Below are 20733 nucleotides of genomic sequence, written 5' to 3' on the forward strand. Positions count from 1 at the left end.
CCGGTTTCTCGGACAAGGCCTATAAGGACGCGGGCGTTTCCGTGGTGAAAACCGCCGCCGCCCTGTGGAAAGCCGCCGATATCGTCGCCAAGGTGCGCCAGCCCGATGCGACCGAAATGAAACGGCTGCGCGACGGCCAGACGCTGATTTCCTTCTTCAACCCTGCGGCCAATGATGCAGGCATGAAATCGGCCAAATCCAAGGGCGCCAACGTGATCGCCATGGAAATGGTGCCGCGCATCAGTCGCGCGCAAAAGATGGACGCGCTGTCCTCCATGGCCAATATCGCCGGTTATCGCGCCGTGATCGAGGCGGGCAACAATTTCGGCCGTTTCTTTACCGGCCAGATCACGGCGGCGGGCAAGGTGCCCCCGGCCAAGGTTCTGGTGGTCGGTGCAGGTGTCGCCGGATTGGCCGCGATCGGCACGGCCACTAGCCTCGGCGCGATCACCTATGCCTTCGATGTGCGCCCCGAAGTGGCCGAACAGGTCGAAAGCATGGGCGCCGAGTTCGTGTTCCTTGATTTCGAGGAAGAACAGCAGGATGGCGCGGCCACGGGTGGCTACGCCGCCGTGTCATCCCCCGAATTCCGCGAGGCACAGCTTGCCAAGTTCCGCGAGCTGGCCCCCGAAGTGGACATCGTCATCACCACGGCGCTGATCCCCAACCGCGAAGCGCCCGAACTGTGGACGCCCGATATGGTCGCGGCGATGAAGCCCGGATCGGTGATTGTCGATCTGGCCGCGGAAAAGGGCGGCAACTGCAAGCTGACCGTTGCGGACGAAAAGATCGTCACCGACAACGGCGTGACCATCATTGGTTACACCGATTTCCCGTCGCGCATGGCCGCGCAGGCATCCACGCTTTATGCCACCAACATCCGCCACATGATGACCGACCTGACCCCCGAAAAGGACGGACAGATCAATCACGACATGGAAGATGATGTGATCCGCGGCGCAACGGTGGCGTTCAAACACGAGATCACATTCCCGCCACCCCCGCCCAAGGTGCAGGCCATCGCGGCCAAGCCCAAGGCGGCCGTTGTCGAACTGACAGCCGAAGAAAAGCGCGCAAACGAAATCGCCGCCTTCAAGGCACAGACCCGCAATCAGGTCACTTTGCTGGCCGTGGGTGCGGCGCTGTTGCTGGGGGTCGGCCTTGTGGCCCCTGCCAGCTTCATGCAGCATTTTATCGTCTTCGTTCTGGCGGTGTTCGTCGGCTTTCAGGTCATCTGGGGCGTGGCACACAGCCTGCACACCCCGCTGATGGCCGTGACCAACGCGATCTCGTCAATCATCATCCTCGGCGCGCTGATGCAGATCGGATCGGGGTCATTTCTGGTGATCCTGCTGGCCGCACTGGCAGTGTTCATGACGGGCATCAACATTTTCGGCGGTTTCCTGGTCACACGGCGGATGCTCGCCATGTTCCAGAAATCCTAAGGGGGCGGATCAATGGAATTCGGTTTCACAACAGCGGCTTATGTGGTCGCAGCGGTTCTTTTCATCCTCTCGCTGGGCGGTCTTTCGGGACAGGAAAGCGCGAAACGCGCGGTCTGGTATGGTATTGTCGGTATGGCTTTGGCCGTGGCGGCCACGCTGGTCGGGCCGGGGGCGGGCTATTGGCTGCTGTCGATCCTGCTGATCGCGGGTGGCGGGGCCATCGGCTATCAGCTGGCCACACGGGTGCAGATGACGCAGATGCCCGAACTGGTCGCGGCGATGCACAGCCTTGTGGGCCTTGCGGCGGTGTTTGTCGGCTTGATCGCCCATATCGAACTGACCCGTGTGCTGGGCATGACAGGCGACGAACGTGTAGCCCTTGACGGCTTCGCGGCCCTGCTGGCCCACAAGGACGGCGTGGAAATCAGCATCCTGCGGGTTGAACTGTTCCTTGGTATCTTCATTGGTGCAATCACCTTTACCGGGTCCGTCATTGCCTATGGCAAACTGGCGGGGCGCGTTGATTCAGCTGCGAAAAAACTGCCCGGCGGGCATGTGCTGAACGCGGCCGCGGCGGCGATTTCGCTGCTTTGCCTGATCTGGTATTTCAACAGTGGCGCTTTTTTCCCGCTGTTCCTGATGACGCTGGCGGCTTTGTTCATCGGCTACCACCTGATCATGGGCATCGGCGGCGCGGACATGCCCGTCGTGGTGTCGATGCTGAACAGCTACTCCGGCTGGGCGGCAGCTGCCATCGGCTTTAGCCTTGGCAACGATCTGCTGATAGTGGTCGGCGCGTTGGTGGGCTCCTCCGGTGCGATCCTGTCCTACATCATGTGCAAGGCGATGAACCGCAGTTTCGTTTCGGTGATTTTGGGCGGCTTTGGCGGCGCGGCTGGCCCGCAGATGGAAGTCGAGGGCGAACAGGTCGCGATTGAGGCTGATGGCGTGGCCGCGGCCTTGAACGAGGCCGACAGCGTCATCATCATCCCCGGCTACGGAATGGCCGTCGCGCAAGCGCAGCAGGGCGTGGCTGAACTGGTCCGCAAACTGCGTGCCAAGGGCAAGAACGTGCGCTTCGCGATCCACCCCGTCGCGGGGCGCTTGCCCGGCCATATGAACGTGCTGCTGGCCGAGGCCAAGGTGCCCTATGACATCGTCATGGAGATGGACGAAATCAACGAAGATTTCCCCAATACCGACGTGGCCATCGTGATCGGGTCCAACGACATCGTGAACCCCGCCGCACAGGACGATCCCAACAGCCCCATCGCCGGCATGCCGGTGCTGGAATGCTGGAAGGCCAAGCAGGTGTTTGTGTCCAAACGCGGGCAAGGCACTGGCTATTCCGGCATCGAAAACCCGCTGTTTTTCAAGGAGAACACACGGATGTTCTATGGTGACGCCAAGGCAAGCTTGGATAAGCTATTGCCGATGATTGATTGAGTAACGAAAAGCCTCGCCAAAACTGGCGGGGCCTTTTCTTGCAGGAAGTCCGCTTTGAGCCCGAAGCGGACCAAGCGGCACGGCACGGAATCAAGGGCGCAGTCCGCCGTGCCATCGCCTGTCCGCCCCACCGGGCAGGCGATTAGGCTGGTCTTGGCGCTATGTAGTGAGGTCTTTCCAAGGCGTAGAAATAAAGTGCCTGAAAACTTAAGCTGCGTCGCCTCCCCGCGGACAGGCGATGACACGGCTCAACACCAACGCCCACTTCGTCCGCAAAGCCGACGTGGCCTAGTGATCCAAACGAACCCAGGTTCCGCTCTCAATGCCCTCAACCGTCCAATCCCCCACACGCCAGCGCACGAGCCGCAGGCAGGGAAAGCCGATGGCGGCGCACATGCGCCGCACCTGCCGGTTGCGCCCTTCGCGGATGGTGATTTCCAGCCATGTATCGGGCACGGATTTGCGAAACCGCACGGGTGGGTCGCGCTGCCATAGCGTGGGCGGGGCGATCAGGCGGGCCTGCGCGGGGCGGGTTGGCCCGTCCTTGAGGGTCATACCGCTGCGCAGCGGGGTCAGCGCGTCCTCATCGGGAGCACCTTCGACCTGCACCAGATAGGTTTTCGCCATCTTGTGTTTCGGGTCGGCAATCCGCGCCTGTTCGCGCCCGTCGTCCGTGAGGATCAGCAGCCCTTCGCTGTCGCGATCCAGCCGCCCCGCCGGATAGACGCCCGCGGGCAGCCCGAAGCCTGACAGTGTGGGGCGTTCGGTGGGGCTGCGCGTGTCGGTGAATTGGCACAGCACGCCGTAGGGTTTGTTGAACAGGATCGTCGTCATGGGGTGCAAATAGCGGGCCAAGTGCGCGATTAGCAAGCCTTGCGCCTGCGGCGGGCGGGCCGGGGGCCTTGCCCCCTCTTGGCGTGCCGCCAATTCACCCCCGCGGATATTTGTGGCAAGATGAGAGGGCTGCGGAATTATTTTTCACTGTGCGAATTATTTACTTGCGCGACTCAAAGTTTGGCCCGATATGCGCGCTTACAGACGCCAACGCACGCGCCTCTGGCCTCGGTCGAAGATGTGTTTATGCAGCGACGGTAACGTCTCCTTTTGGAAGTGAGCGGTCATAGATGGCCGGGTCTTATTGGAGATGACCATGACACTGCATTTCGCTGACGCTGCGGCGTCCGTTCCTGTTCCCTCGCGCCTTGAAGCCTTTGCCGCGACCGTCGTGGTGGATCGCCCGACGCTGTTGATTGATCCGGCCCGTGTGGCGCTGCAATATCGCGCGCTCAAGGCCGGTCTGGGCCACGCCGACATTCACTATGCCGTCAAGGCAAACCCCACCCGCGAGATCATTTCGACACTTGTGGGGTTGGGCAGCCACTTTGATGCAGCCTCGCGCGGCGAGATTGAATTGTGCCTGTCGTTGGGTGCACATCCTGAACACATCAGCTTTGGCAACACTGTGAAGCGCTCCAGCGACATTGCATTCGCCCATGCGGCTGGCATTGATCTGTTCGCCGCCGACGCCGAAGCCGAGCTGGACAAGATCGCCGCCCATGCGCCGGGCGCGCAGGTTTACATCCGTTTGATCGTTGAAACATCCGAGGCCGACTGGCCCCTGTCGCGCAAGTTTGGTTGTGATCGTGACATGGCGCTTGCCTTGCTGGACCACGCGGCGATGATCGGGCTGCGCCCTGTCGGGTTCTCGTTCCACGTCGGCTCGCAAACCCGCAAATCGTCCATGTGGGGCGTGACGCTGGATGTGATGGCGGGCATCTGGCATGCGGCGATTGCTGCGGGTCACGACCTAAGCGTGCTGAACATCGGCGGCGGTTTCCCCGCGTTCTACGGCGAAGCAATCGAGGCCCCCACCACCTATGCCGCTGGTGTCATGGCGCAGGTCGATGCGCGTTTTGGCAAGGTGGCCCGCGTGATGGCCGAACCCGGTCGCGGGCTGGTCGCCGAGGCCGGGTTGATCGTTGCGGAATGCCTGCTGGTCAGCCGCAAATCGGCCCGCGACATGCACCGCTGGGTTTACCTGGATATCGGCCGCTTTTCCGGTCTGGCCGAAACCGAGGGCGAGGCGATCCGCTATGAATTTGTCACGCCCCGCGATGGCGATGTAACCGGCCCCTGCATCATGGCAGGTCCGTCCTGTGACAGCGCTGATGTGCTTTACGAAAAGCGCCCCGTCATGCTGCCGATGTCGCTGCAAGCCGGTGATCGGGTGCTGATCCGCAATACCGGCGCCTATACCAGCGCCTATTCTTCGGTTGGATTCAACGGCTTCCCGCCGCTTGACGTGATGGTCATCTGACAAAGGGCGGTGCACGGTATACAATCGTGTGCCGCTAACCCTTTGGGGTGGAACGATTATTCAGGTTTACAGGGGGCGGTTTTTGGCTAGGGTGGCGTGAAATGACAGGACGCCTGATGCCGATCACAGATCACCCCTTGCGCTACCAGCTGGCCAACGAATTGCACGCCCGCCCGTTTCCGACGGTCGGCGCACCCAGCCGTGCGGCCTATTTGGCGATCAAGCCTGCGCAGAACGGCGCGGGGCGCGACCGCGCCCTTGATCGTGCGCATCTTCTGGACCTGCTGGATCGCTATGGCGCCGCGCACCCGCAGCCCGATGCCACGCATTATTCCGGTCAGCTGGGCAAGCATTTCCTGAAATGGGAAAGCCACACAGAATTCGTCACCTATACCCTGTTTGGTGAAGGCATTGCCGACCGCCCGTTCGATGCCGCAACCTTTGGCGTCTTTCCGCAGGACTGGCTGGAAACAGCGCCCGGGGTGCGCATCACATCCGCGTTGATCCGCATTGAGCGTGAAAACGACGACACCGCGATCACCGACAAGGCGCGCGACTGGTTCGTGCCCGAAAGCCTTGCCATATCGCGGGTGCTTGAGGATCAACTGGTGATCGCCGGTGATTTTCGCATTGATCCGGCAGGCCACATGCGATTTGCGATCTTTGCCCGTGACGGGGCAGGCGACCGCCGTGTCGGCCGTGTCGTACAGCGCATCTGCGAGATCGAGACCTATAAGGCCATGTCTATGCTGGGCTTGGCGCGCGCGCGCGACCTGGGGCCGCGGCTGGGCGAATTGGATGACCGGCTGACCGCCCTTGTCGGGGATATGTCCGGTGCCCTGTCGCGCCCCGAGGACACCCTTGGCGCGCTTTTGCACATCGCCGCCGAACTGGAAAGCATCGTTCATACGACCAGCTTTCGGTTCACGGCCACCGCGGCCTATGAAACCATCGTCAACCAGCGTATCGCCGTGCTGCGCGAAGATCGCTTTCGGGGTCGCCAGACATTTGCCGAATTCATGATGCGCCGGTTTGATCCGGCCATGCGCACAGTCACGTCAACGCAGGCGCGCCTGCAAGCCATGTCGGATCGTGCCCTGCGCGCGGGCGATTTGTTGCGCACGCGGGTCGATGTGGAACGCTCGGCGCAAAGTCAGACCCTGCTTGCGTCAATGGACAGACGCGCCGATATGCAACTGCGTTTGCAAACCACTGTCGAGGGGCTGAGCGTGGTTGCGATCAGCTATTACGGCGTGAACCTTGTGGCCTATATGGCCTATCCGCTGGCCAGCGCGCTGGACCTGTCCAAGGGGATGCTGACGGCGCTGGTGACGCCGCTGGTGATTGGCGCTGTGTGGTGGGGTGTGCGCCGTATCCGAAAGGCGATGCATTAGGCTTGCCTGCCCCGCGCGCCTTGCTAACATGGTGCAATGACCCCTTTCCCGATCTCTGAAAACAACCCCGTGGAACACGCAGGACCGCTGCCTCCAACTGCGGATCTTGTGGTGATTGGTGGCGGGGTGATCGGTGTGATGACCGCGTGGTTTGCTGCGAAAAAGGGGCTGCGCGCGGTCGTGCTGGAAAAGGGCCGTGTGGCGGGCGAACAGTCCAGCCGCAACTGGGGCTGGATCCGCCAGCAGGGCCGCGATCCGGCAGAATTGCCGGTGATGATCGAGGCGAACCGGCACTGGCGCGATCTGGACCCGCAGGTGCAGGCCGAGATTGGCTTGCGCCAGACCGGCACGTTGTATCTGGCGAAAGACGCCGCCGAAATGGCGCGGTTTGCGGCTTGGATGCCCTATGCCCGCGAACACGGTCTGGATACCGAGCTACTCAGCTCGGCACAGGTTGCCGCGAAGATCCCCGATGCGCGCCACACGTGGGCCGGCGCGATGTGGACGGCAAGCGATTTGCGCGCCGAACCTTGGGTGGCCGTGCCGGCACTGGCCCGCGCGGCCGTGCGTGACGGTGTGCAGATCGTTGAAAACTGCGCGGCGCGGGGGTTGGATCGCGCGGCGGGCAGGGTTAGCGGCGTTGTCACCGAACGCGGCACGATTGCCTGCGAAAAGGTGGTGCTGGCGGGCGGGGCGTGGTCCTCGCTGTTCTTGCGCCGCCATGGCATTTCCATCCCGCAACTGTCCGTGCGCGCAACTGTGACGGCGACCGATCCCTTGCCCGATGTGTATGACGGCGGCGCAGTCGATCACCGCTTTGCGTTTCGCCGCCGCGAAGATGGCGGGTTTTCACTTGCCCCCGAAGGCTTTCACGAGATGTTCGTGGGGCCGGACGCCTTTCGCGCCCTGCGCCGCTACCTGCCGCAAATCTGGGCCGATCCGATGGGCACGGCCTATCGCCCCGCAGCACCCCGCGGATACCCCGATGCCTGGGGCACGGCGCGTAAATGGGCCGACACGGATGTGACCCCCTTTGAAAACATGCGCGTGCTAAACCCCGCGCCGAACGCGCGCAAGGTGGCCGAACTGACGCGCCTTTTCGCGCAGACCTTTCCAGACGCGGGCGATGTCAGCGTAAATACCGCGTGGGCGGGGATGATCGATTCCCTGCCCGATATGGTGCCGGTTGTGGATCATGCCGCCGCCATTCCCGGGTTGATCATCGCCACGGGAATGTGCGGTCATGGCTTTGGCATTGGCCCCGGATTTGGTCGCGTGTTGGCCGATATGGTCGCGGGCGATGATCTGGGCGATGACATGTCACGCTTTCGCCTGTCGCGGTTCTCGGATGGGTCAAAACTGCAAACCGGCCCCAACCTCTGACCTTGTGGCGGCGGCGGGGATGGGACAGGATCACGCCAACCAACCGGAGGCCAAAATGCCCGTCAAGAACCGCTTTGCCGACCTGCTGCCTGAAATCACCGCTTGGCGGCGCGACCTGCACGAACACCCTGAAATCCTGTTTGACACCCACCGCACCAGCGCGGTTGTCGAACAGAAACTGCGCGCTTTTGGCTGCGACGAGGTCGTCACCGGTATGGGGCGCACGGGTGTTTGCGGCGTGATCAAGGGAAAGATCAATAAATCGAACAAAGTCATAGGCTTGCGCGCCGATATGGATGCACTTCCCATCCACGAAGCCACGGGGCTGGATTATGCCAGCAAAACCAATGGTGCGATGCATGCATGTGGCCATGACGGGCACACATCCATGCTGCTGGGCGCTGCGAAATATCTGTGTGAAACCAGACAGTTCGACGGCACAGTTATCGTGATTTTCCAGCCCGCCGAAGAAGGCGGCGGGGGCGGCAAGGAAATGTGCGATGACGGCCTGATGGACCGTTTCGCCATTCAGGAGGTTTACGGCATGCACAACTGGCCCGGCGTGCCCACCGGCAAATTTGCGATCCGGCCGGGGCCGTTCTTTGCCGCCGCCGATCAGTTCGACATCATCGTCGAGGGCAAGGGCGGCCATGCGGCCAAACCCCATGATGCGATTGATACGACCGTGGTCGCCGCGCAAATCGTGATTGCGCTGCAAACCATCGCCAGCCGCAACGCCGATCCAGTCAAACAACTGGTGGTGTCGGTCACGTCCTTTGAAACCGACACCAAGGCCCATAACGTGATCCCCCAGCGCGTGCACCTGCGCGGCACCGTGCGCACGTTGGATCATGATATGCAGGACATGGCCGAACGCCGTGTGCAGGACATCGCGGACCTGACGGCGCAGGTCTTTGGTGCCACGGCAACGGTCGATTACCGGCGCGGCTATCCGGTGATGGTCAACGCCGACGCGCAGACGGGTTTTGCCGCTGACGTGGCGCGCTCGGTGTCCGGCCAATGCGATGATGCGCCCCTGATCATGGGCGGCGAGGATTTCGCCTTTATGGCGCAGGAACGCCCGGGCGCTTATATTCTGGTTGGCAATGGCGACACTGCGCCGGTGCATCACCCTGCCTATGATTTCAACGACGATGCGATCCCCGCCGGATGCAGCTGGTGGGTCGGGATCGCTGAACAGCGGATGCCTTTGTGATGTGGGAAGACCGCTATTCACAGGAAAACGGCTATTTGTTCGGCACGGCTCCGGCTGGATTTCTGACGGAAAATCAGTGGGTTGTGGGGGAATGTGAAACTGCGCTCTGTGTTGCTGACGGCGAGGGGCGCAATGCCGTTCACCTTGCGCGCAACGGGCTGCGCGTCACGGCATTTGATGGCTCACCCACGGCCGTGGCGCGCGCCAATGATCTGGCCGCGCAGCATGGCGTGGCGCTGGATGCGCGTGTTTCGGACTGGGCCGCATTCGATTGGCGCGGCCAATACGATCTGGTCGTCGGTATCTTCATCCAGTTTGCCAACCCTGAATTTCGCGCACAGCAATTCGCCGACATGCAGGCGGCCATACGGTCAGGCGGGCGCATCGCCCTGCACGGCTATCGCCCCGAACAAGTCGCGCTTGGCACCGGTGGCCCACCGGATGCGGCCAATATGTATACCGAAACCCTGCTGCGCGATGCCTTTGCCGGTTGGCAGATTGAACGGCTCGCCAGTTATGAACGTGACGTGCAAGAGGGGCGCGGTCACAGCGGCAAATCCGCCTTGATTGATCTGGTGGCGACGAAACCGGGCGCGCGTTAACCGCCTGTATGGCTCATGTGGCGGGCAACCTTGCCGTCGACGCTTTGGCGTGAATAGTCGAAATCGTGGCCCTTGGGTTTCAGGGCAATCGCGGCGCGGATCGCGTTTTCCAGCACAGTGTTGTCATCCGAGGCGCGCAGCGGGGCGCGCAGGTCGCTGTGCCCGTCCTGCCCAAGGCAGGTGTAGATTTCACCGGTGCAGGTGATGCGCACGCGGTTGCAGCTTTCGCAGAAATTATGGGTCATGGGCGTGATCAGCCCGACCTTCTGGCCGGTTTCAGCCACTTCGACATAGCGGGCAGGCCCGCCGGTATTCAGCGGCAGATCGGTCAGGGTAAACCGCTGCGCCATGGTCGCGCGCAGGTCATCAAGCGACCAGTATTGCGTGATGCGATCCTCGTTGCCGATATCGCCCATGGGCATCACCTCGATAAAGGTCAGGTCCATGTCGCGGGTCGCGCACCAGTCCAGCAAGGTGAACAACTCGTCCTCGTTAAAGCCCTTTAACGCAACAGTGTTGATCTTGACCCGCAGGCCGGCTTTTTGGGCCGCATCAATGCCGTTCAGCACCTGGGGCAGGCGGCCCCAGCGGGTGATTTCGGCAAATTTACCCTCGTCCAGCGTATCAAGCGACACATTCACGCGGCGCACGCCGGCGGCATAAAGATCGTCGGCAAACTTCGCCAACTGGCTGCCATTGGTTGTGAGCGTCAATTCACGCAGGGCACCGCTGTCCAGATGGCGCGACATGGCATCGAAAAAGGTCATGATCCCGCGCCGCACAAGGGGTTCGCCGCCCGTGATGCGCAGCTTTTCCACGCCAAGGCCGATAAAGGTGCTGCATAGCCGGTCAAGCTCTTCCAGCGTCAGCAAGTCCTTCTTGGGCAGGAACGTCATATTCTCGGACATGCAATAGACGCAGCGAAAATCGCAGCGGTCCGTCACCGAAACCCGAAGGTAGCGGATTGCGCGGGCGAATGGGTCGATCAGGGGCGTTTCCATGGGCAGAACCTAAGTCTGGGCAAGGGCGTGCGCAAGGGCACAACAGGCCATTGTCAGCACGATTGCGACACCTTAACTTGAGGGCATGAAAAAACTTGTGCCTGTTCTTGCGCTGTTTCTTGGCGCCTGTTCGTCGCCTTCGTTGCAGGGGATATTTGCGCCACCCGGCGACGGGGCGGTTGATGCTGCTGCTGCAGATGCGGCGGCCGCGATCACTGATCCCGAACCTGTGACGCTTGATCCGACACCGCCACCCCCGCCGCCACCAACGGCGCGCACGGTCGATCAGTTTGATACCACAACCGCCGAGAACCGCGCCGAGGCATTGGCCGCACCGGTTGAACCTGCGGGCGAACGCGCGCTGGGCAGCACGATTGCATCGCTGGGATCACCCACCGATCCGGGGATCTGGTTGAAAACGCCGCTGGTCAGTGAAGTCACGGCAGGGCGGGTCGCATATCCGGTGAACGGAAAATCCGTGAATGTGGAATTGCGCCCTTCGGGTGGAGCTGTCGGGTCGGGTAGCCAGATCAGCCTTGCGGCCATGCGCCTGCTTGAAGCGCCCCTGACCGGCCTGCCGGAACTGTTGGTCTTTGCAAACTAGTTTCCTCCCCCGCGTCTGGCGGTTTGGCCGCGCGCTCATTGATACAGCGGGCGAACAGAACGTCGGGCTGATTTCCGCAGGGATCGCGTTTTACGGGTTGTTTGCGGTGTTTCCGGCGATGGCTGCGCTGATCGCCATATTCGGGCTGATGGCTGATCCGACCGTGGTTTATTCCCAGCTTGAACTGCTGTCGGAATTCATGCCCACGGGGGCATATGCGCTGTTCGAGGCGCAGTTGAACAGCCTCTTGAACACCCAAAGCGGCACGCTGGGGTGGGCCACCTTGCTGTCGCTCGGGATCGCGCTTTGGTCGGCGCGGGCAGGGGTCGCCGCGCTGATCCTGGGGTTGAACGCGATTTTTGGCACGCCCAATCGTGGCGGGGTGCGTCACGCCCTTGTGGCCCTGTTGCTGACGCTGACACTGATCGGCATGGCCATTGTCGCCCTGTTCATGGTTGTGATCGCACCTATTGCGATTGCATTGCTGCCTTTGCAGGCCGAAACCGAACAATTGCTGGAAGTGATCCGCTGGATTGTTGCGCTGCTGTCACTTTTGGCGGCGCTGGGATTGCTTTACCGTTACGGGCCAAACCGGCGCGGCGCGCGTCCGTCATGGCTTACACCGGGGGCATTGCTGGTGGTTGTCGCATGGCTTGCGGCCTCGGCTGGGTTTTCGCTCTATGTGACGAATTTCGGTAGTTACAACGAGGTTTACGGCTCAATCGGTGCGGTCATTGCGCTGTTGATGTGGCTTTATATCAGCGCCTATTTGATCTTGTTGGGGGCGGTCATGAACGTGGCGCTTGAACGGGTCCGCGGCAAAAACACGCCGTCCGATGGCCCGTCAATCGGCTAAAATACCGCCAAAATGTGCCCCTTGCGCATAATTGTTGTGTTTCACCGCAATTTTCCCCCTAGAAAAAGCGAATCACCTAAGTTAACGTCTTCGTAATGAAAAACGCGTGGCGAAAAGTCGCGCACATGAGGCGGAGCGAGTAATATGTCAGCGATTGATTTCGTTGTCCGTGATTCAGCGGGCAATATCCAGCGCGGTTCTGTTGGCGAGGGCGGTGCGTCTTCTTCAGTGATTGTGGGGGCGGGGCAGGATGTCTCGCTTAACCTTCATCAGGGCCAAATCCTAACTTACAGCCGCGAAGGGCAGGCATTGAATGTCGTCCTGATCGACGGGTCGGTCATCACCATCGAGGGGTTCTTTTCCCCCGAAGGTGTGGTCGAGAACCAGCTGTTCATTTCGGCAAACGGCCAGATGGCCGAAGTGGATCTGGCAGCGGACGGCACAGGGATTTATCACGCGCAGTATGTTGCCGCAGATGATTTCGGCAAATGGAGCCCTGACGACGATTTGTATTTTGTCCGCGGTGCGGATGTTCAGCTGGCGGACGCCTATGATGCAAGCGCCTATCCGGCCAGCGACGACGAAGTCGGGATGCTGGCAGCACCGCTTTTGGGCGGGATCGGTGGTATCGGGTCCGCACTTGGGATTGGTGGCGCGGTCGTCGGTGGCGGCGTCATTCTGGGTGGCGGCGGTGGCGGCGGGTCGAACCCTGCGCCCACGGTTACCCTGACCGGCGGCACCGAGGGCGCGGGCGATTTCGTCAACGAAGCCGACCATGCAGATGGTGTTGAAATCGGCGGCGAGGGCGATCCGGGTGCGACCGTCGAGGTGACGATTGCAGGCGTGACCCAGGTCACGACAGTTGCCGATGACGGCACATGGGAAGTTATCTTCTCGCCCCAAGAAATCCTCCCAGGTGAATATGAAACCGAAGTGTCCGTCACGATCACCAACGAGAACGGCAGCGGCACCGCCACCGACGTCTTGATCGTTGATACGGTTGCAGGGCTTGGCTTTGAGACATCCACCGTCGAAGGGGACGGCATCATCAACGCCGCCGAGGCCGCAGACGGATTCACTCTGACCGGCACGACCGAAGAAGGATCAAGCGTTGTCGTGACAATCGACGGTGTTGACTATGATGCGGTTGTCACGGGCACTGCGTGGACACTGGTTGTTGGCGCGGGCGTCGTTGCGGGTGGTGAATATGATCTGGGGGTCACGGCGACCTCGACCGATCCATATGGAAACTCGACCAGCATCACGCAAACCATTGAAATTGATACCGAAACGAGCGTTGCCTTTTCGGGTAACGCGGTTGAAGGCGACAATACCGTCAACGCATCCGAGGCCAGCAATGGCGTCACCCTGAACGGCACGGCGCAGGCCGGATCGACCGTGATGGTGACACTGGGCGCGGTCACGCTTCCGGCGGTTGTCGATGCGGCGGGCAACTGGAGCGTGGACATGCCAGCGGGCGCTTTGGATGGTGGCGAATACACCGCCACCGCCACGGCCGTTGCCACGGATGCCAACGGCAACTCGGCGACGACGACCATGTCGTTCGAAGTTGATACCGAAACAAGCGTTACCTTTGGTGGTGCGGATGCGGGCGCGGACGGCGTGATCAACGCGGTTGAGCATGCCGATGGCGTGACATTGAACGGCACCGCTGAACCGGGCGCGACTGTTACGATAAACTTTGGCACCGGCACACAAACGGTTGTCGCAGGCGCAGGCGGGGCATGGTCGGCTGACTTTGCTGCCAGCTATGTGCCAACGGGCGAAATCGATGTGGCTGTGTCCGTCAGCGCGACCGATCTGGCGGGCAACACCGCCACCACGACCGGCAGCGTCACGATGGACACGCTCGTGAACCAGCTTGATATCACAAGTGATCAGGTTGGTGGCGCCGACGGTGTTGTCAACTTTAACGAAGTGGGTCAGGCGATCACCGTCACAGGTGCCGTTGAACCCGGATCGACAGTGGTGGTCAAGCTGGGCACCGTGAACATGAACGCCAATGTCGACGCGGCAGGCAACTGGACGGTCACTTACCCCGCAGGCACCCTGCCGGCGGGCGACTACACCACATCCATGATTGTCTCGGCCACGGACGCGGCGGGCAATACATCGAGCCTCACCGAAAGCGTGCATGTGGATACAGTCGCCGGTGATCTGACCCTGAGCGCGACACCCATCGAAGGCGATGACGTCATCAACTTTGTCGAAGAAAGCGATGGCGTGGTCATTTCCGGCACCGCAACGGCGGGCCTGATGGTAACGGTGACGCTGGACGGGGTGGAGCACTTTGCCCTTGCTGGCCCGAACGGCCAGTGGTCCACGACCTATTACAGTGACGAGATCACCAACGGCACATATGACGCTGATATCACCGCACAAATCACGGATGCGGCTGGCAACACCAAGCTGGTCACAGATGTGGTGCATGTGGATACGCAGGTCGACAATCTGGCCTTTAGCGGCGGCGATATTTCCGCAGACGGGATCATCAGTGCGGCCGATGCGGCTGGCAATGTTGTCCTTACCGGCACGGTTGAACCCGGATCGTCCGTGGTGGTCACGCTGGGTGGTGCGATGCGCACCGTCACTGCTGGCGCGAATGGCCAGTGGAGCGCGACCTTTACCGACGCGATGATCGCCAACGGTGAATACAGCGATGTGGCCGTCACGGCCACGGCGACCGATCCCGCGGGCAACGTCGATACCATCAGCACAACCGTCGAAATTGACACGATCGTCAATCAACTGACGGCGGATGGCCCCGTGGAAGGCAACGATGTTGTCAGCGCCGCAGAAGCCAGCGACGGCATCACCCTGAACGGGATGGTCGAGGCCGGTTCCACGGTCATGGTCACATTCGAAGGCACGACGCGCGCCGCGACAGTGGCCGCCAACGGCAGCTGGAGCGTGAACTTTGCCGCCGGTGAAATCCCGGCAGGTGAATATGAAACCACCGTGTCGATCCTTGCGACCGATCACGTGGGCAACACCAGCACCATCACCGACACCTTTGCGGTCGACACAGCCGCCCCCGAAGCACCGGTGATCGACAAGCTGACGATCACACCGGACGGGGTGGAAAACGTCTTTGTCACCGATAGCGAAAACGCGATTTCGGTTGCGACGATTGATGACAACGGCAACGCCACGCAGACCCACGCTGCGGGCGAAGGGTTTGATCTGGGCAGCGAACTGCTGTTCGGCTTTGACACCGCCCTGTCGGATGGCACCAACATGATCGTCACCGAAACCGATGCCAACGGCAACGAAGGGTCCACACTGGTCGTGACCGAGGTGGACAATCAGGGCGGCGGCAACGCTGTCGTGAACCTTGGCGGCGATCTGGGTGACTTTGACATCAGCATGATCGACCTGTCCTTTGACGAGGCAGCGGTTCTCAATATCACCGCCGCCCAGCTTGAAGGGCTGTCCGATAACACCAACGAACTTTATGTGCGTGGTGGAACTGATGATCAGGTCAATGCCACGGGTGCGGTCGATACCAACACTTCGACCACCGTCGAAGGCACCACCTATGACATCTACACCATGGGTGATGATGACGGCACACTTTACATCGAGCAGGGCATCAACGTCTCGACAATCTAAGGACCAAGAACATTGGGGGCGGCGTGCTGAACCGCCCCCGACAGACGACCCAAGAACAAGAATATTAGAGTATCGGGGTAAAGCGTGGGACAGGTGCAAAAAGGCGGGATGACAACGGTGGCTTTGCTGGCCCTGCTGACCCTGCCAGCCTGTCTTGACGGCGGCGCAGGTGTCACGCGCGGGGCTTTCGGGTTCCTTGGCGGCGCCGACGATGTCGCCGCTGATCCCGGTCAACCCACCGCCGCGCTGGATGCAGAAATGCAGGACGGCAGCCAATCGCAAATCATCGAAAGCCTGCTGAACCGCCGCAGCGTCTTGCAAGACGGGGCGTTCCAATCCGTTGCCAGCGCTGTGCTGGCCGCCAATTCCCGCGCCGCCGAGGCTGAATTGCGCGCCGCGACCCTGCGCGCCGAAGCCCGTTCGCGCAACTGGCTGCCCACCTTGGGGCCGCAGGTATCTCTGACCTCGCTAGGGGCCGTTGTTACATCGCTGGTCGTGGATCAGGTGCTATTTGATAATGGCGGCAAACGGGCAGAACGCGATTTCGCGGCCGCTGACGTCGAAGTGGCCGCCGTGGCACTGGCCGAAGACACCAATGATCGGGTGCTGGCCGCGCTTGATCTTTACCTCACGGCCGAAGCGGCCCGCGCCCGCGCGGATGTGAACGCGGCCGCCATGGCCCGCATGGAACGCTTTGAATATGTGATGTCCGAACGTGTGCGCGGCGGCATCAACGACCGCGCCGATTTGCAGATCGTGCAGCAGAAACTGAACCAGATGCGCGCCGATCTGGCATCTGATCAAGAGGCTGCGCAATCGGCTATGTCCGAACTTTCCGCGATGTCGGCCCGTCCTTTGGCGGGCATTTCGGGGTTGTCGGGCATCGCCGCCCCGCAACCTGCCGCTGACCCGCTGTCGGTCATGAAGGCCGAGGCCGAAAGCACCCGCGCCCTGGCAGGCGCGCGCGCTGCCCGCGCGGGTTTCCTGCCCGGTGTAACGCTGTCAGGCACGGTCGGGTCCGAAGGCAGCAGCGGCGGCCTGAACGTGGGCGCACCCAACGGCATCGGCTTTGGCATGGGCGCTGATCTGCGCGCGATCGAGGCCGAAGAACAAGCATCAGCCGCCCGCGTTGGCCAGGCCCGCGAGGACAGCAACCGTGCGCTACGCGCCCTTGAGGGCCAGCTTGCATCGCTGCAACGCCAGCAGGCGCAGGCGCAGACATTGGCGGATCAGGCCGCCGCGAATTTCGATCTGTTTGAACAGCAATTACGCGCAGGTCGCCGCCCCGTCACCGATGTGGTCGGCGTCTTTGAAACCAAGATCAGAACCGAACGCGAAGCCGTGGTCGTGCAATACGACATCGCCCGCATTCAACTCAAAATCGCAGCCCTGCGCGGCGCACTTGTCGATGGGGAACAGATATGAGCGGACCAGTCCTTGCCTTTGACATCAACGCCACCAAAGGCGGGCGCATCAAGCGTGTCACCAATGACACCCCCAAGGATGTGGCCAACGATGTGACGCCTGCGCCCATTGCCCCCCCCAATGCCGACGACCGTTTCAGCGACAAATCCAAGGCCCGCGCCGATCTGGCCGCGACCTATGCCGGGTTGCTGGGCACCGATGTGATCCGCGCGGACCTGCTCGAAGACATGACAGCCGATGCCGGTGACACGATCACCCCGCAAGCCATCGCCAAGGCGTTGAACGGGGCGGGGCTGGTGACAAATGTCGCAACGATCAGCCATCCCACACCCGATCAATGGCCCGCGCTGGCGGAAATGACATCAGGGCAGGTGCTGCTGGTTCTGTCGCAGTCTGACGATGGCCTTGTGATCTTTGACACCACCTGCAAGGACAATCGCGCCGAAGTGCCGATGTCCGATTTCCAGCCGTTCTTTAGCGGGATCGTCATTCGCGCCGATGTGGCCGTGGCCGATCTGGCCAAACGCCACGCCAAAAAGGGTAAACAGGCCCATTGGTTTTGGGGCGAGATCACCCAGTTCCGCCGCCATATCGCCGAAGTCGCACTTGGGTCTTTCGTGGCCAACCTGCTGGCCGTGGCCGTGGCGCTGTTTTCGCTGCAAGTCTATGATCGCGTGATCCCGCACCAGTCCACGGCGACCCTGTGGGTGCTGGCAATCGGTGCGGGCCTCGCGATGTTGCTGGAGGCGTTCTTGCGCATTGCCCGCGCCCGTCTGATGGACGGGGCAGGGCGGCGCATTGAATTGCAGGTGCAGAACCTGTTGATGGATCGCCTGTTGGGGATGCAGCGTGGCCAACCGGGGCAAACGCCCTCGGGGCTGTTTTCGGCGGTGCGCGAATTTGGCTCGGTGCGCGAATTTTTCACCGCCTCCACCATCGGCACCCTGACCGATCTGCCCTTTATCGTGCTGTTTTTGGCGCTGGTCGCCAGCATCGGCGGCAATGTGGTCTGGGTCCTGTTTATCGGCGGAATCTTGATGGTTCTGCCCAGCTTTTTCCTGCAAAAGAAGATGATCAAGCTGACCCAGCAAACCCAAGGGGCCAGTGCGAAATCCAACAAGCTGCTGCACGAGGTCATCTACGAGGCCGACACCATCAAGGCGCAGCGCGGCGAGGACCGTTTCAAGCGCATCTGGGGCGAGGTGACGGCGCTGTCGTCGCTGGCCACATCGGAGCAGCGCAAGCTGGCCAGCACCCTCACGTTCTGGTCGCAAGGCGTGCAGCAGGCAACCTATGTGGCCGCCGTGGTGACGGGGACATTTATGGTGTTCACCGGCGAATTTACCGTTGGCACGATCATCGCCGTGGGTATTCTGACCAGCCGCACGCTGGGGCCGCTGACGCAACTTGCCGCCACACTGGCGCGCTGGTCCAACGTGCAAGCCGCCCTCGAAGCCCTTGATACCATCGCCGAGGCGCCGCAGGATCAGGCCGAGGACCGCACTTATCTGCGCCGCGAAAAGCTGCGCGGCGAATTCGAGCTGCGCGAGATCGGTTTCAGCTATGGCGAAGACAACGGCCAGACCCTTGATATCCCCGGCGTGGCGATCAAACCGGGCCAGCATGTGGCGATCCTTGGCAGCAACGGGTCAGGTAAATCAACCCTGCTGAAAATCCTGTCGGGCATCTATCAACCCACCAAGGGGCGCGTGTTGATTGACGGTGTGGACATGGGCCAAGTGATGCCACGCGACCTGCGCCGTGGTATCGGATACCTGAGTCAAGAGGTCCGCCTGTTCAGCGGCACCCTGCGCGAAAACCTGAACCTGACCCTGCTGGAACGCGACGATGAACGCATGTTCGCAGCCCTTGATTTTTCCGGCCTTGGCCAGTTCGTGCGCAACCACCCCAAGGGGCTGGACCTTGAAATTGCTGATGGCGGCGAAGGTCTGTCGATCGGCCAGCGCCAATCCATCGGCTGGGCGCGCCTGTGGCTGCAGGACCCGGCCGTCTGCCTGTTGGATGAACCAACCGCCGCGCTTGACCAGACGCTGGAAAAAACGCTGGTGAGCCGCCTTGAAACTTGGCTGTTGGGGCGCACGGCGATCATCGCCACCCACCGCGTGCCGATCCTGCAACTGACCGACCGCACGCTGATCCTGCAAAACGGTCGCCTGACGGTTGATGGCCCGCGTGAACAGGTACTTGCCCATCTTCAGAACAAGAAAAAGGCGGGCTGATGGCCACAGTTGACGCGGAATTTGCCGGCAAGATGCGCGGCCCCAGCCTGATTATCTGGCTGGTCGGGGCCACGGTGTTGCTGTTCCTGCTGTGGGCGAAATTCGCGTGGATCGACGAAATCGTGCGCGCGCCCGGATCGGTCGTGTCCTCGTCACGCCCGCAGATCATCCAGAATCTTGAAGGCGGGATTCTGGCGGAAATGATGGTCAGCGAAGGCGATATCGTTGACACCGGCGATGTGCTGGCGCGTCTGCATGCCACCCGTTTCGTCACCGCCGTGGACGATCTGCAAGACCAGATTGATGCACGCGAAATCCGCCGGTTGCGGCTTGAGGCGGAAATGGCGGGCATGTTCGATTTCGTCGTCTCGGACGAACTTGCGGCCCGCAGTCCCAGCATTCTTGCCAGCGAACGCGCGCTCCTGAATGCGCGCCAGTCCGATTACGTCAGCCGCACCGAAGGAGCACAGGCCGTGATGCGTGAAACGCGCCGCGAGTTGGATGTCCTCGAAGACCTGCTGGCCCGTGAAATTGTCGCCGTGATCGAAGTGACCGGTGCGCGCAAGGCCCATTCGGACGCCCAGAACCGCTATAACGAAATGGTCACGACCGCTGAACTGGAACGCGCCAGCGCCTTTTCGGAAACCTTGCAGGAATTGGCGAAACTACGTCAGGACTTGCGCATCGCCCAGGACCAGCTGGCCCGCACCGTCATTACCGCGCCCATGCGCGGGGTCGTGAACAGCCTTGGCGTGACGACAATCGGTGGCGTGATCCGGCCCGGACAGGAAATATTCCAGATCATTCCGCTGGACGAGGAATTGTTCATCGAGGCGCGGGTCAAACCTTCTGATATCGCCAATGTGATCCCCGGCCAGGAGGCGACGATCAAGCTCAGCGCGTATGACTATACGATTTACGGCAGCCTTCCCGGCGAAGTGCAGGTCATTTCCGCCGATACCTTCGAGGATGAAAACAACCCCAACCTGCCGCCCCATTACCGCGTGACCCTGCGGGTGGACCTGTCACACCTGACCGCGCGCCAGCAACGCATCGAAATCCGGCCCGGCATGCAGGCAGATGTGGAATTGCACACCGGCGAAAAGACGGTTCTGCAATATCTGACCAAGCCGCTTTATCGCTCGCGCGACGCCCTGCGCGAACCATAGGG

General features: G+C 61.5%; 15 protein-coding genes. 13 read left to right on the plus strand and 2 right to left on the minus strand.

What is annotated here, in order from left to right; genetic code table 11:
- Both SJY21_RS00005 and SJY21_RS00010 read left to right on the plus strand, forming a co-directional pair.
- A partial coding sequence (locus SJY21_RS00005; RefSeq protein WP_377504388.1) for a Re/Si-specific NAD(P)(+) transhydrogenase subunit alpha occupies positions 1-1445 on the plus strand: 1445 nt, incomplete at its 5' end.
- 12 nt (positions 1446-1457) lie between these two features.
- A complete protein-coding gene (locus SJY21_RS00010) occupies positions 1458-2891 on the plus strand; it encodes an NAD(P)(+) transhydrogenase (Re/Si-specific) subunit beta (RefSeq protein ID WP_377504391.1) in 1434 nt (477 codons plus the stop codon).
- Between the two features lie 288 nt (positions 2892-3179).
- Here the strand turns inward: SJY21_RS00010 and SJY21_RS00015 are convergent, their stop codons facing one another.
- Positions 3180-3725 carry a pseudouridine synthase gene (locus SJY21_RS00015; RefSeq protein WP_377504394.1) on the minus strand — a complete coding sequence of 182 codons (546 nt, stop codon included), beginning with the start codon at positions 3723-3725 and terminating at the stop codon, positions 3180-3182.
- A gap of 316 nt (positions 3726-4041) precedes the next feature.
- Here SJY21_RS00015 and SJY21_RS00020 point away from each other — a divergent pair, with 316 nt between their 5' ends.
- The 5 genes from SJY21_RS00020 (at position 4042) to SJY21_RS00040 (ending at position 9803) form a co-directional block, all read left to right on the plus strand.
- Complete coding sequence (locus SJY21_RS00020) at positions 4042-5208, plus strand: type III PLP-dependent enzyme (protein ID WP_377504397.1); 1167 nt, start codon at positions 4042-4044, stop codon at positions 5206-5208.
- A gap of 113 nt (positions 5209-5321) precedes the next feature.
- Positions 5322-6602 (plus strand): DUF3422 family protein, encoded by a 1281-nt coding sequence (locus SJY21_RS00025; protein ID WP_377513076.1) that lies wholly within the window; start codon positions 5322-5324, stop codon positions 6600-6602.
- Positions 6603-6638: 36 nt separating this feature from the next.
- Entirely contained in the window at positions 6639-7985 is a 1347-nt protein-coding gene (locus tag SJY21_RS00030; RefSeq protein WP_377504400.1) for an NAD(P)/FAD-dependent oxidoreductase, read from the plus strand.
- 55 nt (positions 7986-8040) lie between these two features.
- Positions 8041-9201: a M20 aminoacylase family protein gene (locus tag SJY21_RS00035; RefSeq protein WP_377504403.1), complete on the plus strand. Its 1161-nt coding sequence runs from the start codon at positions 8041-8043 to the stop codon at positions 9199-9201.
- Positions 9201-9803, plus strand: coding sequence for an SAM-dependent methyltransferase (locus SJY21_RS00040; RefSeq protein ID WP_377504405.1), 603 nt, complete (start codon positions 9201-9203; stop codon positions 9801-9803). The genes SJY21_RS00035 and SJY21_RS00040 overlap by 1 nt, the downstream gene beginning before the upstream one ends.
- Here the strand turns inward: SJY21_RS00040 and moaA are convergent.
- Positions 9800-10804, minus strand: a complete 1005-nt coding sequence (gene moaA / locus SJY21_RS00045; protein ID WP_377504408.1) for a GTP 3',8-cyclase MoaA — start codon at positions 10802-10804, stop codon at positions 9800-9802. The genes SJY21_RS00040 and moaA overlap by 4 nt on opposite strands.
- Before the next feature lie 85 nt (positions 10805-10889).
- Here moaA and SJY21_RS00050 point away from each other — a divergent pair, with 85 nt between their 5' ends.
- From SJY21_RS00050 to SJY21_RS00075, 6 genes are all read left to right on the plus strand, one after another.
- A complete protein-coding gene (locus SJY21_RS00050; protein ID WP_377504411.1) occupies positions 10890-11408 on the plus strand; it encodes a D-galactarate dehydratase in 519 nt (172 codons plus the stop codon).
- Positions 11398-12264: a YihY/virulence factor BrkB family protein gene (locus tag SJY21_RS00055; protein WP_377504414.1), complete on the plus strand. Its 867-nt coding sequence runs from the start codon at positions 11398-11400 to the stop codon at positions 12262-12264. The genes SJY21_RS00050 and SJY21_RS00055 overlap by 11 nt, the downstream gene beginning before the upstream one ends.
- A gap of 144 nt (positions 12265-12408) precedes the next feature.
- The gene (locus SJY21_RS00060) at positions 12409-15897 is read left to right on the plus strand and encodes an RTX toxin (protein ID WP_377504417.1); all 3489 of its coding nucleotides are present in this window, start codon (positions 12409-12411) and stop codon (positions 15895-15897) included.
- A 108-nt stretch (positions 15898-16005) separates the two neighbouring features.
- Positions 16006-17322, plus strand: a complete 1317-nt coding sequence (locus tag SJY21_RS00065) for a TolC family protein (RefSeq protein WP_377504420.1) — start codon at positions 16006-16008, stop codon at positions 17320-17322.
- On the plus strand, positions 17319-19562 hold the full coding sequence (locus SJY21_RS00070) for an ATP-binding cassette domain-containing protein (protein WP_377504423.1): 2244 nt from the start codon (positions 17319-17321) through the stop codon (positions 19560-19562). Before SJY21_RS00065 ends, SJY21_RS00070 begins: the two co-directional genes overlap by 4 nt.
- Positions 19562-20731, plus strand: coding sequence for an HlyD family efflux transporter periplasmic adaptor subunit (locus SJY21_RS00075; protein WP_377504426.1), 1170 nt, complete (start codon positions 19562-19564; stop codon positions 20729-20731). Before SJY21_RS00070 ends, SJY21_RS00075 begins: the two co-directional genes overlap by 1 nt.
- Positions 20732-20733: the final 2 nt, after the last annotated feature.

The sequence above is a fragment of the Octadecabacter sp. R77987 genome (genome assembly GCF_042466115.1).
GTDB lineage: Bacteria > Pseudomonadota > Alphaproteobacteria > Rhodobacterales > Rhodobacteraceae > SW4.

Excerpts from the sequence above, each read along its gene's own strand:
- SJY21_RS00065 (WP_377504420.1), top strand. The coding sequence starts at position 16,006 with ATGACAACGGTGGCTTTGCTGGCCCTGCTGACCCTGCCAGCCTGTCTT.
- SJY21_RS00020 (WP_377504397.1), top strand. The coding sequence starts at position 4,042 with ATGACACTGCATTTCGCTGACGCTGCGGCGTCCGTTCCTGTTCCCTCG.
- SJY21_RS00060 (WP_377504417.1), top strand. The coding sequence starts at position 12,409 with ATGTCAGCGATTGATTTCGTTGTCCGTGATTCAGCGGGCAATATCCAG.
- SJY21_RS00030 (WP_377504400.1), top strand. The coding sequence starts at position 6,639 with ATGACCCCTTTCCCGATCTCTGAAAACAACCCCGTGGAACACGCAGGA.
- SJY21_RS00070 (WP_377504423.1), top strand. The coding sequence starts at position 17,319 with ATGAGCGGACCAGTCCTTGCCTTTGACATCAACGCCACCAAAGGCGGG.
- SJY21_RS00035 (WP_377504403.1), top strand. The coding sequence starts at position 8,041 with ATGCCCGTCAAGAACCGCTTTGCCGACCTGCTGCCTGAAATCACCGCT.
- moaA (WP_377504408.1), bottom strand. The coding sequence starts at position 10,804 with ATGGAAACGCCCCTGATCGACCCATTCGCCCGCGCAATCCGCTACCTT.
- SJY21_RS00015 (WP_377504394.1), bottom strand. The coding sequence starts at position 3,725 with ATGACGACGATCCTGTTCAACAAACCCTACGGCGTGCTGTGCCAATTC.
- SJY21_RS00050 (WP_377504411.1), top strand. The coding sequence starts at position 10,890 with ATGAAAAAACTTGTGCCTGTTCTTGCGCTGTTTCTTGGCGCCTGTTCG.
- SJY21_RS00040 (WP_377504405.1), top strand. The coding sequence starts at position 9,201 with ATGTGGGAAGACCGCTATTCACAGGAAAACGGCTATTTGTTCGGCACG.
- SJY21_RS00010 (WP_377504391.1), top strand. The coding sequence starts at position 1,458 with ATGGAATTCGGTTTCACAACAGCGGCTTATGTGGTCGCAGCGGTTCTT.
- SJY21_RS00075 (WP_377504426.1), top strand. The coding sequence starts at position 19,562 with ATGGCCACAGTTGACGCGGAATTTGCCGGCAAGATGCGCGGCCCCAGC.